The organism is Streptomyces sp. NPDC104096, assembly GCF_055584385.1.
In genome coordinates this window covers 17504-31210 of sequence record NZ_JBVJMD010000037.1, presented here as the reverse complement: position 1 = coordinate 31210, position 13707 = coordinate 17504, and the positions used below count along the sequence as shown (strand labels likewise).

The 13707-nt window shown below is 72.3% G+C and carries 11 protein-coding genes; 6 read left to right on the top strand and 5 right to left on the bottom strand.

Translation table 11 applies throughout. The features are described from left to right. Positions 1–61: 61 nt before the first annotated feature. Positions 62–2197 (bottom strand): glycogen debranching protein GlgX, encoded by a 2136-nt coding sequence (glgX, locus tag ACZ60B_RS29465; protein ID WP_469392170.1) that lies wholly within the window; start codon positions 2195–2197, stop codon positions 62–64. Between the two features lie 180 nt (positions 2198–2377). Between glgX and ACZ60B_RS29460 the strand changes: the two genes are divergently transcribed. The 4 genes from ACZ60B_RS29460 (at position 2378) to ACZ60B_RS29445 (ending at position 6793) form a co-directional block, all read left to right on the top strand. Beyond that, positions 2378–3190, top strand: a complete 813-nt coding sequence (locus ACZ60B_RS29460) for a Tat pathway signal sequence domain protein (protein ID WP_469392167.1) — start codon at positions 2378–2380, stop codon at positions 3188–3190. Between the two features lie 101 nt (positions 3191–3291). Beyond that, positions 3292–4608, top strand: a complete 1317-nt coding sequence (locus ACZ60B_RS29455; protein WP_469392165.1) for a copper amine oxidase — start codon at positions 3292–3294, stop codon at positions 4606–4608. A 72-nt stretch (positions 4609–4680) separates the two neighbouring features. Further along, positions 4681–5949, top strand: a complete 1269-nt coding sequence (locus ACZ60B_RS29450) for an SAV2148 family HEPN domain-containing protein (protein ID WP_469392272.1) — start codon at positions 4681–4683, stop codon at positions 5947–5949. Between the two features lie 121 nt (positions 5950–6070). Beyond that, entirely contained in the window at positions 6071–6793 is a 723-nt protein-coding gene (locus tag ACZ60B_RS29445; RefSeq protein ID WP_469392163.1) for an exonuclease domain-containing protein, read from the top strand. A gap of 22 nt (positions 6794–6815) precedes the next feature. On the opposite strand, the gene ACZ60B_RS29440 is transcribed toward ACZ60B_RS29445, so the two are convergent. Continuing rightward, the gene (locus ACZ60B_RS29440) at positions 6816–7343 is read right to left on the bottom strand and encodes a YbaK/EbsC family protein (RefSeq protein WP_469392161.1); all 528 of its coding nucleotides are present in this window, start codon (positions 7341–7343) and stop codon (positions 6816–6818) included. After that, positions 7295–8374: a DMT family transporter gene (locus tag ACZ60B_RS29435; protein ID WP_469392159.1), complete on the bottom strand. Its 1080-nt coding sequence runs from the start codon at positions 8372–8374 to the stop codon at positions 7295–7297. Before ACZ60B_RS29435 ends, ACZ60B_RS29440 begins: the two co-directional genes overlap by 49 nt. A gap of 94 nt (positions 8375–8468) precedes the next feature. Here ACZ60B_RS29435 and ACZ60B_RS29430 point away from each other — a divergent pair, with 94 nt between their 5' ends. Continuing rightward, entirely contained in the window at positions 8469–9389 is a 921-nt protein-coding gene (locus ACZ60B_RS29430; RefSeq protein ID WP_469392157.1) for a LysR family transcriptional regulator, read from the top strand. Positions 9390–9459: 70 nt separating this feature from the next. On the opposite strand, the gene ACZ60B_RS29425 is transcribed toward ACZ60B_RS29430, so the two are convergent. Both ACZ60B_RS29425 and ACZ60B_RS29420 read right to left on the bottom strand, forming a co-directional pair. Continuing rightward, a complete protein-coding gene (locus ACZ60B_RS29425) occupies positions 9460–10323 on the bottom strand; it encodes a phosphotransferase enzyme family protein (protein WP_469392155.1) in 864 nt (287 codons plus the stop codon). A gap of 271 nt (positions 10324–10594) precedes the next feature. Then, positions 10595–12841, bottom strand: coding sequence for an MMPL family transporter (locus ACZ60B_RS29420; RefSeq protein WP_469392153.1), 2247 nt, complete (start codon positions 12839–12841; stop codon positions 10595–10597). 304 nt (positions 12842–13145) lie between these two features. On the opposite strand from ACZ60B_RS29420, the gene ACZ60B_RS29415 reads away from it, so the two are divergent. Continuing rightward, the gene (locus ACZ60B_RS29415; protein ID WP_469392151.1) at positions 13146–13688 is read left to right on the top strand and encodes a DUF1697 domain-containing protein; all 543 of its coding nucleotides are present in this window, start codon (positions 13146–13148) and stop codon (positions 13686–13688) included. Positions 13689–13707: the final 19 nt, after the last annotated feature.

Sequence of the window (13707 nt, the reverse complement as noted above, 5' to 3'; positions counted from 1 at the left end):
GCACCCGGCTCCGCCCGTACGCCCCCACCGGAGCGCCGCCGGAGCCCCACCGCCGGTCCGCCTAGGTGGGCCGGCGCAGGACCGTCAGGCTCCGGTCGAGCAGGGTCAGCCGGTCCCCGGCCCGCACCTTGTCGCCCGTCGGCGGCGCCACCCCCTCCGGGAGGGCCGTGTCCACCACGACCTGCCACTGCTGCCCGTGATCGACCGGAACCACGAACTCCAGCCGCTTCGCCGAGGCATTGAACATCAGCAGGAAGGAGTCGTCGGAGATGCGCTCCCCGCGCGGGCCGGGCTCGGAGATCGCGTTGCCGTTGAGGAACACGGCGAGCGCGGACGCCTGCGCCGAGTCCCAGTCCCGCTGGGTCATCTCCTTGCCCTCCGGGGTGAACCAGGCGATGTCCGACAGCTCGTCGTGGGTGCCTTCCACCGGCCGGCCGTGGAAGAAGCGCCGCCTGCGGAAGACCGGATGGTCCTTGCGTAGCCGCACCAGCGCCCGGGTGAACTCCAGCAGTCCGCCGCCCACGGTGTCGTCGTCGCCGTCGGCGTCGGTCCCGGGCCACTTCACCCAGGCCAGCTCGCTGTCCTGGCAGTAGGCGTTGTTGTTGCCGCGCTGGGTGCGCGCGACCTCGTCGCCGTGACTGATCATCGGCACGCCCTGGGAGAGCATCAGCGTGGCGACGAAGTTGCGCATCTGGCGCTCCCGCAGGGCCAGCACCGCGGGGTCGTCCGTCTCGCCCTCCGCCCCGCAGTTCCAGGACCGGTTGTGGCTCTCGCCGTCCCGGTTGTCCTCGCCGTTGGCGTGGTTGTGCTTGTCGTCGTACGACACCAGGTCGTGCAGGGTGAAGCCGTCGTGGCAGGTGACGAAGTTGATCGAGGCCAGCGGGCGCCGTCCGTCGTCCTGGTACAGATCGGACGAGCCGGTCAGCCGCGACGCGAACTCCGCGAGCGCCCGGGGCTCGCCGCGCCACAGGTCCCGCACGGTGTCGCGGTACTTGCCGTTCCACTCGGTCCACAGCGGCGGGAAGTTGCCCACCTGGTAGCCGCCCTCGCCGACGTCCCACGGCTCGGCGATCAGCTTGACCTGGGAGACCACCGGGTCCTGCTGCACCAGGTCGAAGAACGACGACAGCCGGTCCACCTCGTGGAACTGCCGCGCCAGCGTCGCCGCCAGGTCGAAGCGGAACCCGTCGACGTGCATCTCGGTGACCCAGTAGCGCAGCGAGTCCATGATCAGCTGGAGCACGTGCGGGGACCGCATCAGCAGCGAGTTCCCGGTGCCCGTGGTGTCCATGTAGTAGCGGGGATCGTCGGCCAGCCGGTAGTACGACGGGTTGTCCAGGCCCCGGAAGGACAGCGTCGGGCCCAGGTGGTTGCCCTCGGCGGTGTGGTTGTAGACCACGTCGAGGATCACCTCGATGCCGGCCTCGTGCAGCGCCCGTACCGCCGACTTGAACTCCAGGACCTGCTGTCCGCGGTCGCCCCAGGAGGCGTAGGCGTTGTGCGGGGCGAAGAAGCCGATGGTGTTGTAGCCCCAGTAGTTGTTCAGGCCCATGTCCACCAGGCGGTGGTCGTTGACGAACTGATGGACCGGCATCAGCTCCAGCGCGGTGACCCCGAGCGAGGTGAGGTGGTCGATGACGGCGGGATGGGCGAGCGCCGCGTAGGTGCCGCGCAGTTCCTCGGGCAGCGCCGGGTGACGCATCGTGAGGCCCTTGACATGGGCCTCGTAGATCACCGTGCGGTGGTACTCGGTGCGCGGCCGCCGGTCGTCGCCCCAGTCGAAGTAGGGGTTGACCACGACCGAGGTCATCGTGTGCGGCGCGGAGTCCAGGTCGTTGCGCCGGTCGGGGCTGCCGAAGTGGTAGCCGTACACCTCCTCCCCCCAGCGGACCGAGCCGCTGACCGCCTTCGCGTAGGGGTCGAGCAGCAGCTTCGCCGAGTTGCAGCGCAGTCCGCGCTCGGGGGCGTGCGGGCCGTGCGCCCGGAAGCCGTACCGCTGGCCCGGCATGACGCCGGGCACGTACGCGTGCCGCACGAAAGCGTCGCTCTCGCGCAGCTCGACCGCCGTCTCCGAGCCGTCGTCGTGCAGCAGACACAGCTCGACTCGGTCGGCGGCCTCCGTGAAGACCGCGAAATTGGTGCCGGCGCCGTCGTACGTGGCACCGAGTGGATATGCCTCTCCAGGCCAGACCTGCATGGACACGACTCTTTCAGGTGGACGGCGGCGCTGGGGGCGCCTTGGCCCCGAGTGTCCCCGAAAGTGATGGAACCACCTGTGACTTACGCCCCTCTTACCGTCCGACCAGTGCATACGACGTATGCCGAACAATCGGGGCAAACAGTTACTCCCAGGATGTCGGGGGAGTAGGGGGAACAAGTGCGCGAAATAGTGCACCGCCATCTGGGAAAGGTGGTGGCCGGTGCGGCCATGGCGGTGGTGGGGACCGCCGTCATGGCCGCGGTCACCCTGCCGGGCACGGCGGGGGCGGACGAGACGGGAGGGAGCAAGGGCGGGCAGTCGGCCACGCACGATGCCGCGGGCCAGGGCGGCGGCACGGTCGCGCCGGGCGTCGTCGCACCGGCGCCGGCCGAGGGCGCGAAGGGCACGGGCCGGGACCCGCTGACCGACGACGAGACCCGGCGGGTCGAGCGGATCGCGCTGAGCGGGCAGCAGCTCGTCGCGGGGGAGAACGTGACGGGCGGACGCGGACCGCAGCGCATCGGCGTCGACCTCGCCGAGCCGGACGCCGCGGAACTCGACGACCCGGACGCGCCGCGCCGCGCGGACGTCACGTTCTACGACTACCGCGACGACACGCTCGTCACCCGGACCGTGAACCTGGACACCGGGAAGGTGGAGGGGACCGGCCGTCAGCACGGTGTCCAGCCGCCGCTGAGCCGGGACGAGCAGACCGAGGCCGCCCGGCTGCTGATCGCCGATCCGGCGGGCGCGGGCCTGAAGGCGGACTACAAGGACGCCACGGGCGAGGAGCTGACCTCTCCGGACCAGCTGCTGATCACCGGCATGGTCTACCGGGCCACGCCGGGTGCGCAGCCCGCCGTTCTCGACAAGTGCGGCGAGCACCGCTGTGTGCGGCTGTTCCCGAAGGTCAGGAACGGGCCGTGGATCGACGCCCGGTCGCTCGTCATCGACCTGAGCGCCCGCAAGGTCGCCTCGCTGGCCCACTGAGGCGCGCCGCGTCCGGCCCGCTGGGGCGTGCCGTGTCCGGCCCGCTGGGGCGCGTCGCGTCCAGCCCGCAAACCCACCTCCTGTTAGGGAGTCATTTCCTCATGCGTGTGAACAGAATCGGCCGTGCCCGCACCGCTGCGGTGGGACTGTCCCTGGTGGCGCTGACCGCCGGAGCGACGACCGCCGCGGGACCGGCGGCCGCCCGGCCCGAGGCGGCCCCCGCGGCGGCGGCGCCGTCGTGCAGCACCGCCTACCGGATCGAACAGAAGCTCGCCAGCGGCACGACCTGGCGCATGTGCTGGCGCTTCGAGAGCAGGTCCGGGCTGGTCCTGGAGGACGTCACCTACCAGCCGCCCGGCGAGGCCGCTCCGATCAAGGTCCTCAACAGCGCCAAGCTCGCCCAGATCCATGTGCCCTACGACGACGGCAAGAACGAGTTCAACGACGTCACCGACTACAACTTCGGCTCGGGCCTGGTGGACCTGGCCGCCGGCGAGTGCCCCGGCGGCACCATCCGGTCCGTCAAGGTCCCCGACGGGGACCCCGCGCACCCCGACGTCAAGGGCCTGTGCACCACGACCCGTTCGCGCGGCCACGCGTACCGCATGCAGGCCGACACCGGGAACAAGGTGTACCAGGCCCAGGGCAAGGACCTGCTCGTCTACACGGTCAACAAGGTCGGCTGGTACGAGTACATGACGGAGTGGCGGTTCCAGGACGACGGCACCGTCAACATGAACGTCGGCGCCACCGGCAGCCTCTCGCCGTACGACTACGACGCCGGCGACGGCCGCGGCTGGCCGCTCGGCAAGGGCGCCAAGGCCTACGCCACCAGCCACAGCCACAATGTGTTCTGGCGGCTCGACTTCGGCCTCGACGGTTCCTCCAAGGGCCGCGTCGAGCAGTACGACTCGGTCGTCAGCCCGCCCGCCGCGGGCGGACAGGGCCCGACCAACAAGACCACCCGCACCAACGTCACCAAGGAACTCGCGGGCGACGCCAAGGACATGCGCTGGTGGCGGGTCGTCAGCGCGACCGGCAAGAACAAGGACGGCCACGCGCGTTCCTACGAGCTCGTCCCCGGGCCCACCGCCAAGTACCCGGGCCGCGCCTTCACCAAGCACGACGTGTACTTCACCGAGTACGACAAGTGCGAGCAGTACGCCAGCAACAATCCGCTCAACTGCGGTGCAGGACACGGGAAGTCGGTCGACTCCTGGGTCAACGGACAGACCCTCACCCACCCTGTCGTGTGGGTGAACGTGGGCTTCCACCACATAGCCCGGGACGAGGACCAGCAGCCCATGCCCGTCCACTGGCAGGGCTTCTCCATCGCACCCAGGGACGTAACCGCTATGAATCCGCTCACGCCGGCCGCCCTCGCGGGGCAGAACGGTCATGTGGAACCTCGTAGTTGAGAAACGACCATGGCCATCCGGCTGCACCGCCGACCGCTCCCGGAGTACCCTTCCTTGATCGTTGGGACGGGGATGCTCGGGGGAGCGGAAGGCGGTGCGCGGGTGGGCTCGGGAGGGCTTGAGTTGCCCCCTGGTGACGAGGGTCACGAGGGGAACTCGGCAGAAGTCCCGCCCGGCACGGTGTCGCTGGCGCGGCCGATGGGCACCGGTTCCATCGGGCCGGAGCTGGACTGGGACGCCGACGCCTGGCGTGAGGTGCGTACGCGCGCCCAGCGAGCCGGCCGGGCCTACATCTGGCTGAACCTCGTCGAACAGCGGCTGCGCGCGGTCGTGGCCGCCGTCCTGCGCCCCGTCTACGAACCCGTCCACGGCGACGAGTGGGTGGTCGCCGCGGCCGGGCCCGCCGGCCAGGAATGGGTGCAGCGCGCCGTCGCCGTACGCGAGGTCAGCCGCCGCAAGGGCTATCTCCTCGACCCGGCCGACGACAACGTGGTCAGCTTCCTCACGCTGCCCCAGCTGCGCGAGCTGATGGTGCAGCACTGGCCGTGCTTCGAGCCCTACTTCGACGACCGCCGGGACGTCGAACTCGCCCTGGACGAACTGGAAGTCACCCGCAACGTCGTCTCCCGCAACCGGGCCCTGTCCGAGGCCGTCCTGAACCAGGCCGAGCGGGCCTCCGCCCGGCTCCTGGAGATGCTCGCCCCCGGCGGCGACGTGCCCTCCGCCCGGCGGCTGCCCGTCGACGCGGTCGAGGACCTGGTCGGCGACCGCTACGCGGACGTGGTCGCCGTCCACTCCGACCGGGTGCGGCTGCTGCGCCGGTTCCCGGCCGAGGACATCTTCGGCGGCGCCCGCAGGCTCGACGCCATCGGCATCGGCCTCAACCTGCTCGTGCAGAACTTCTCCGGGCGGCGCCTGGTGCGGCTGGCCGAGGCGGGCGCGCGGGTGCGGCTGCTGTTCCTGAACCCGGCCTCCAGCGCGGTCAAGCGCCGGGAGCGCGAGCTCGGCCTGAAGCGCGGCGAGCTCAGCCGGGCCGTGGAGATGAACATCCTGCACATGCGCCGGGTCCGCTCCCTGCTGCGCGACCCGGACGCCTTCCAGATCCAGGTCTACGACGAGACCCCGCGCTTCACCGCCTACCTCGTCGACGGCGACGGCTCGGACGGCGTCGCCGTCGTGCAGTCCTATCTGCGGCGCACCCGGGGCATGGAGGCGCCGGTGCTGGTACTGCGCAACGGCAGCCGGGTGGTCAAGGCGGGCGAAGTGGACGAAGGCGGTCTCTTCTCGGCGTACCGCGAGGAGTTCGAGCTCGCTTGGGCTGATTCGAGGCCTGTGTCCTAAAATGTCCGCCATGAGGGCGGGTGGTCGGGGTCGGCAGGCGGAACGCGCTCCTCGGATTGTCAGTGGCGCGTGCGATCGTGTGGAGCACAGGGGGAAAGCACCACCGAGAAGGGGGGCCATCATGGCCTGGCACCGCGAGCTGTTGATCGGCTTCGACCTGGAGACCACGGGGACGGATCCCCACGAGGCGCGTATCGTCACGGGGGCCGTGATCGAGGTCAGGGGCGGACGGCCACAGGGCCGCCGTGAGTGGCTGGCGGACCCGGGGGTGGAGATCCCGGCGGACGCGGTCGCCGTGCACGGCATCAGCAACGAGCGCGCGACCGCCGAGGGCCGGCCGGCCGACCAGGTCGCCGACGCGATCGCGGACGTCCTGACGACCTACTGGAGGACCGGCGTCCCGGTCGTCGCGTACAACGCGGCCTTCGACCTGAGCCTGCTCTCCGCCGAACTGCGCCGGCACGGGCTGCCGTCCCTGCGCGACCGGCTGGGCGGCCTCGACCCCGCCCCGGTCGTCGACCCGTACACCATCGACCGCTGGGCCGACCGCTACCGCCGCGGCAAGCGCAACCTGGAAGCGGTCTGCGCGGAGTACGGCGTCGTCCTCGACGCCGCGCACGACGCCGCCGCCGACGCCCTGGCCGCGGCCCGGCTGGCCTGCGCGATAGCCGAGCGGCACCCCAAGGTGGCGGCGCTCGGTCCGGCGGAGCTGCACCGCCGCCAGATCGAGTGGTACGCCGACTGGGCGGCCGACTTCCAGAGCTTCCTGCGCCGCAAGGGCGACCCGGAGGCGGTGGTGGACGGCACCTGGCCGCTGCGGGAACCGGCGGACCACCGGGTCTGAGCGGCCGGGGCCCGTCCGGCGATCACCCGGTCCGCTCGGGTCGGGCGAGGCCGGCGATGCGCTCCACACGCGGCCCGGCGAGCCTCTCGTAGTCCTCGCCGGACATCACCAGCGACCGGTCCAGCCGGGCGGCGTTGAAGTACAGCCGCGACTGGGCGACGACATCCGGGTCGGCGACGAGTTCGAGCCCGGGGTCGAAGGCGAACGGCAGCACCGTGCCCGGCACGGAGCGGGCCAGCCGCTCGGCGGTCTCCGCGTCGCTGAACCCGACATAGCGCGCCGCGAACAGCTCCCGCACGGCGTCCAGGTCCACCCGCCGGTCCCCCGGGACCACCGCCAGGACGTGCCGTGTGGTGCGTCGGTCCACCTTCACCCGCAGGACGATGCACTTCGCCGCCTCGGACGCCGGGTGGCCGCGCAGCGCGCACACGGCCTCGGTGGCGCCCTCGGGTTCGTGGTCGATGAGCCGGTAGCCGACCTGAGCGGTGTCGAGCAGGGAGATCAGACGGTCGTAGGTGTCGTGGCCGTCGTTGCTGTCGTGGTCCGGCACGGGGGGTCCTCCTGGGGGCGGGCTGAGGCGTCGTGGGCGGGAAGGGGAGCGGGGGCGGCGACGAGGTCGGGGAGAGGCACCGGGTCGCGGTCGGGGAGATGCGCTGGGTCGCGGCCGGGGCCTGGCGTGGTGTCCGGCGCCTGGGCCGACGCGCGGTGGGCGCGTTCCACCGACTGTCCCCAGTAGGTGCCGGCCACCATCAGGGCCGCGCCCAGCCCGGTGAGCGGGCCGAGGTGCTCGCCGCCCAGGACGACGCCGACCAGCGCGGCCCAGACCGGCTCCGTCCCCAGCAGCAGGCTGGCCCGGCTGGCGGAGGTGCGCTGCACCGCCCAGGTCTGCGCGAGGAACGCGAACACACTGCAGAACAGCGCGAGATACAGCAACTGCGTCCAGGTCGCGCCGTCGGCCCGGACCAGACCGCCCAGCCCGGTGACGGCGGCCGCGGGCAGGAACAGCGCCGTGCCGACCAGCGTCTGGATCGTGGTCAGCTGCAAGGGCCGCACGGCCCGGCGCGCGGTGAACCGGCCGACGAGCGCCACGTGCACCGCCCGCAGACCGGCCGCGGCCAGCATCAGCAGATCACCGAGGCGCGGCGCCTGGAAGCCGTTGTCCGACATCAGCAGACCGACCGCCAGGACGCAGACACCGGCGGAGGCGTAGAAGGAGGGCGGCAGCCCGCCGGGGTGACCCGACCGGTCGAGCAGCGGGGTGAGGACGATGGCCAGGCTGATGATCAGACCCGCGTTGGCGGCGCTGGTGTGGGCGACCCCGTACGTCTCCACCACCAGCACCGTGGCCTGGGTCAGCCCCAGCGGCAGCCCCGCCCGGACCTCGTCGCGGGTCCACCCGCGCGGTCCGCGACGGCCCGCCCCCAGCACCCCCAGACAGGCCACGGAGGACAGCGCGTAGCGCGCGAACAGGACGGTGAGCACGGGCAGCGCGGAGACGGCGGTCTGAGCGGACAGATAACTGGATCCCCAGACGAGCGCGACCAGGAGGAGTACCGCATCGGTACGTCGGGCGTCGGACACCCGCCCACCGTGCACCGCGGACGACCCTGAAGCCCAGAACCAGTTTCTAAAATGATCTTTTAGGAGTCCTTCACCATGGCTCTAAACTGGGAAAATGGACGAACGGCAGTTGCGGATCCTGCGGGAGCTCGGCGAACTGGGCAGCGTCACCGCGGTCGCCGAGGCGCTGCTGGTGACCCCCTCGGCGATCTCGCAGCAACTGCGGCTGCTCCAGCGCTCGGTCCCGGTGCCGCTCACCGAGCGCCAGGGCCGACGGCTGGCGCTCACCGACGCGGGCCAGGCGCTGGCGGGCGCGGCCGTCGAGGTGGAGACCGCGCTGGCCCGCGCCCGGCACGCGGTGGCGGAGTTCGTCGGCCGACCGGACGGCGAGGTGTCGGTGGCGGCGTTCCACAGCGCGGGCCTGGCCTTGTTCCCGATGCTGCTGAGGGCCTGCACCGGGCCCGGCGCACCCGCACTCGCCTGCGCGGACGCGGACGTGCCGCAGGAGGACTTCCCGCGGCTGACCCGGGAGTACGACCTCGTCGTCGCCCACCGTCTCGACCACGCCCCGCCGTGGCCGCGCACGGTGACGGTGACCCCCTTGCTGCGCGAGCCGCTCGACGTGGCGATGCCCGTCGGTCATCCGCTCGCGGCGAAGCAGCGGGTGACACCGCTCGACGTGGCCGACGAACCGTGGATCACCGCGCACGACGGCTTTCCCGTCCTGGCGACCGTGGAGGCGATCGCCGCGGCGGCCGGCCGCAGCCTCCGGCTGGTGCACCGCATCAACGAGTTCACGGTGGTCGCCGAGGCCGTCGCCGCCGGGGGCGGCATCGCGCTGCTGCCCCGCCTGACCATGCGCCCGCACCCGGCCCTGGTGCTGCGCCCGCTCAGCGGTGTCCGGGCCAGCCGCCACATCGACGTCCTGTGCCGGCCCGAGCGCACGGCCCGTACGGCGGTCCGCACGGTCCTGACCGAACTGCGCCGAGCCGCCCGCACGATCCAGGCCCGCGACGCGCAGCCGCCCGACGGCTGACGTCTCCGCCCCTCCCCGGCCGCCGCGCCGCCCTCACCACCGGCGCCCGGCCCCGGCGGCGCCTCACGCCTCAGAACGGATACCAGCGCACCGACTCGTCCCCGTCCCGCAGTGACGCCACCCGGCGCCGGAACTCGGCGAGCGCCTTGGGGTTGCTCGGCGCGTGCTGCGCGACCCAGGCGCAGCTCGCGGTCTCGCGGGCGCCGCGCAGCACCGAGCAGCCCGCCCAGGTCCGTACGTCCCAGCCGTAGGTCTCGGTGAAGGCGTCGTACGCCTCGGCCGGCAGTCCGTAGCGGTCCCGGGAGAGGGCCATCACCACCAGGTCGTGCTCGCGCAGGTCGGCGGAGAACGTCTCCAGGTCGACCAGGACCGGACCGTCCGGCCCGATGTGCACGTTGCGCGGCAGCGCGTCGCCGTGGATCGGGCCGGGCGTCAGCTCCGGGACGAGGGCCGCGGCGGCGGACGCGAAGCCGTCGCGGCGGGCCCGCAGATACGCCGCGTCCTCCGGGTCGATCGCGTCACCGGCCAGCCGCAGCCAGCGCTCCACCCCGCCCAGCAGCTCGCGCGGGGGCAGGTCGAAGCCGGGGGAGGGCAGTGCGTGGACCACCCGGAGGAGTCCGGCGAGGTCGCGCGGCTCGGCGGGCCGTACCGGGTCGGGCAGCCGATGCCACACGGTCACCGGGTGCCCCGACACCAGCTCGGCCCGGGGCTCGGCCGCGCGCACCGCCGGGACGTCCGCCCCGGCGAGCCAGGCCGCGACGGCCAGCTCGCGCCGGGCCCGGTCGAGGAGTTCGGCGTCGCGCCCCACCTTGACCACCAGGTCGCCGACGGCGAACACCGCGTTCTCGCCCAGGGCGAGGAGCTTCGCGTCCCCGGCCGGTCGTGGCGACACGCCCGCCGCCGCCAGTACCTCGCGGGCCCGTGCCTCGTCCATCGTCCGCCTCCGCCTTCGTCTTCGCCGGTGTGTCCGTACCTGCCGTCCGGGCGAGCCGGAACCGGCCGCCCGGCCCGACGGCGCGACCCCCGCAGGGCTCCGGTCGATCACCGGCCAGTCTCGCATCCGCACAGGTCGGACCGGCGCTGCGGGCCCGTGGGCCGAACAGCACCGCGGGCCCGCCGGTCTCCCCGAGGAGACCGGCGGGCCCTCGACGCAGGCGGATCCGGCCGGAGCGGTCAGAGCGGCCCCGGACCCGCCCCGTCGTGCGTCACACCCGGATCGGCTCACCCCCGTCGGAGACCGTGGACGCGGTCACGGCCCCGGGTGCCTCGTCGTGCGTGAAGTCGGGCATCCGGTTCAGCCACTTCGGCAGGTACCAGTTGCGCTCACCCAGCAGCGCCATGACCGCGGGGAGCAGCACACCGCGGATGACGGTGGCGTCGATGAGCACCGCGGCCGCGAGGCCGACGCCCATCTGCTTCATGGACTGCATGGACAGCGTTCCGAAGATCGCGAACACGGCGACCATGATGACGGCGGCACTGGTCACGACACCGGCCGTGGTGACCACACCGTGCCGGATCGCGTCCGTCGTCGTGCGGCCGCGCAGCCGCGCCTCGCGGATCCGCGAGACCACGAACACGTGGTAGTCCATCGACAGGCCGAACAGGATCACGAAGAGGAACAGCGGCAGCCAGGTGACGATGGCACCGACGCCCTCCGCGCCCACCAGCGAGGCGCCCCAGCCGTGCTGGAAGACGGCCACGAGGATGCCGTACGCCGCGCCCACCGAGAGCAGGTTCAGCGCGATCGAGGTGATCGCGACGGTCAGGGAGCGGAACGACACCAGCATCAGCAGGAAGGCGAAGACGACCACGAACGCGAAGACCGGGGCGACCGAACCGAGCAGCTGGTCGTTGAAGTCGTGGTTCCCCGCGACGTTCCCGGTGATCGGCGCCTGGACGCCGTCGACCTTGCCGAGCGTGGCGGGCCGTACCTCGTCGCGCAGCTTCTCCAGGCTCGCGCTCGCCTTGTCCTGGTCGGAGCCGCCGACCAGCGGCACGTAGACGAAGGCGATGTTCTGCGCGTCGTGCAGCTTGATCTCGACCGGGCCGCGCGAGGCGCCCGAGCTGATCGCCCGCTCCTTGAACTGCGCGAGCGCGTCCTTCACGTCGGGGGCGTTGATGTCCCGCGCCCTGACGACGACCTCGGCCGGCTCGGAGCCGCCGGGGAAAGCGTCGTTGACGCGGTTGTACGTCTGCACGATGGACAGCGAGTCGCCGAACTCCTGGTCCATGGTGAGGTTCTGGGTCTTCATGCCGACCGCGGGGGCCGCGATCGCCAGCAGCGCACCGGTCGCGACGACGACGGAGAGGACCGGCTTGGCCAGTACGCCCTTGAGGACCGCGCTCCAGAACCGGCTGTCCCCGTTGCCGGCCCGCCGACGGCGGTTCAGGAACGGGATCCGGCCGGCCTCGACCCGCTCGCCCAGCAGGGACAGCAGCGCGGGCAGCACGGTCACCGAACCGACCATGGCGACGGCCACGACCATCAGCGAGGCCAGGCCCATCGCCTCGAACTCGGCGAGCCCGGTGAACAGCATGCCCGCCATCGCCACGCACACCGTGACACCGGAGACCACGATCGCCCGGCCGCTGGTGGCGGCGGCGATCCGCAGGGCCGTCTGCGCGTCCCGGCCCGCCTCGCGCTCCTCGCGCTCCCGGCGCAGGTAGAACAGGCAGTAGTCGACGCCGACGGCCAGACCGACCAGCAGCATCACGGAGTTGGCGGTGTCGCTCATCGGCATCACATGGCTGACGACGCCCATCAGGCCCATCGTCGCCATGATCGCGGTGATCGCCAGGGCCACCGGCAGCAGCGCGGCCACCAGCGCGCCGAAGGCGATGAGCAGGATGCCGAGGGCCACCGGCACCGCGGAGTACTCGGCCTGCTGGAAGTCGTCCCCGAACGCGTCGGAGAACGTCTTGTTCATGCTGGCGCTGCCGATCTCCTCGACCCGCAGCGACGTGTGCTCGCGGCCGACGCCCTCGACGGCCTTCAGGACGGGCTCCACCCGGTCCCCGGCGGTCTCGGCGTCGCCGCGCATGTCGAACTGCACCAGCGCGCTGCGCCCGTCCTTCGAGATCGTCTGGGTGTCGTACGGCGAGGTCACGTCGGTGACCCGGCCGGTGGCCCGCACCGCCTCGACGACATCGGCGACCGTCGCACGGAACTCGGCGTCGGTGGCCTCGACCCCGGCGCCCCGGCCCTGGATCAGCACCGTCTCCCCGGCCGGCTCCTCGATCCCCGCGTCCTTCACGATCGTCGCGGCGGTGTGGGTCTCGCCCTTGAGCTGGTCGCTCTGGTCGACGTCGACCCGGCCCGCCGCCGAGCCCAGCCCCATCGCCAGGACGACGAACAGGACCCAGATCCCGACGGCCGCCCATCGGTGCCGGGCGCTCCAGCCGCCGGCCCGTGCGGCGATCCCCCGCACCCGTGCATCTCCAGTCCCCATGACGGGCCTGCCCCCTCGTCGCGGTGACAGCCCCTGCCGCCACCTTTCCCTACGACGGTATGGGCCCGATAAAGACGTCTCGTCGTACTGCCCGGTGAGGTGGGGCGCTCCCGGCTCATCCCGGTGGACCGCGCCGGCTCCGCACTGGGGAGGATGACGGCCCCCTACACGCATCCCCGTCTCTCGGGGGTGCGGCTCGGGGACGTGTGGTGATGCCGTGCTCCCGCCGACGAGTGGATCCGTGGGCCCGAGCGGTCCTCGCGGCCGCCCCCGCGGGGCACGGGGACCGCTCTAGGCTGGCCGGATGACGACTTATGCGGCGCTGTTGCGCGGAATCAACGTGGGCGGCAACAGGAAGGTCCCGATGGCCGAGCTCCGCGTCCTCATGGAGGGCCTCGGGTACGCCGGTGTCCGCACCCATCTCCAGAGCGGCCAGGCCGTGTTCACCCCCGACCGCGGCGACGAGGAGTCCCTCGCCGCCGAGTTCGCGCAGGCGATCGAGCAGCGGTTCGGCTTCCCGGTCGACGTCATCGTGCGCGACCACGCCTATCTGCGGGCCGTCGCCGACGCCTGCCCGTTCCCGGCCGCGGAACTCGAGGCGAAGCAGCTGCACGTCACGTACTTCTCCGAGCCGGTCGACGAGGGACGCTTCGCCGCGGTCGACCGGGCCGCCCATCTCCCCGAGGAGTTCCGCCTCGGCGACCGCGCCCTGTACCTGTACGCCCCGGACGGCCTGGGCCGCTCCAAGCTCGCCGAACAGCTCGCCAGGTCGCGGATCACCAAGGGCCTGATCGCCACCACCCGCAACTGGAACACCGTCCTCAAGCTCGTCGAGCTGACCGGCTGACCGCTGCCGCGGCGCGGGG

Bases quoted from the DNA above. Each gene is read 5' to 3' on its own strand.
- ACZ60B_RS29430 (WP_469392157.1), top strand. From the start codon at position 8,469: ATGGACGAACGGCAGTTGCGGATCCTGCGGGAGCTCGGCGAACTGGGC.
- ACZ60B_RS29450 (WP_469392272.1), top strand. From the start codon at position 4,681: ATGCTCGGGGGAGCGGAAGGCGGTGCGCGGGTGGGCTCGGGAGGGCTT.
- ACZ60B_RS29425 (WP_469392155.1), bottom strand. From the start codon at position 10,323: ATGGACGAGGCACGGGCCCGCGAGGTACTGGCGGCGGCGGGCGTGTCG.
- ACZ60B_RS29420 (WP_469392153.1), bottom strand. From the start codon at position 12,841: ATGGGGACTGGAGATGCACGGGTGCGGGGGATCGCCGCACGGGCCGGC.
- ACZ60B_RS29445 (WP_469392163.1), top strand. From the start codon at position 6,071: ATGGCCTGGCACCGCGAGCTGTTGATCGGCTTCGACCTGGAGACCACG.
- ACZ60B_RS29455 (WP_469392165.1), top strand. From the start codon at position 3,292: ATGCGTGTGAACAGAATCGGCCGTGCCCGCACCGCTGCGGTGGGACTG.
- glgX (WP_469392170.1), bottom strand. From the start codon at position 2,197: ATGCAGGTCTGGCCTGGAGAGGCATATCCACTCGGTGCCACGTACGAC.
- ACZ60B_RS29415 (WP_469392151.1), top strand. From the start codon at position 13,146: ATGACGACTTATGCGGCGCTGTTGCGCGGAATCAACGTGGGCGGCAAC.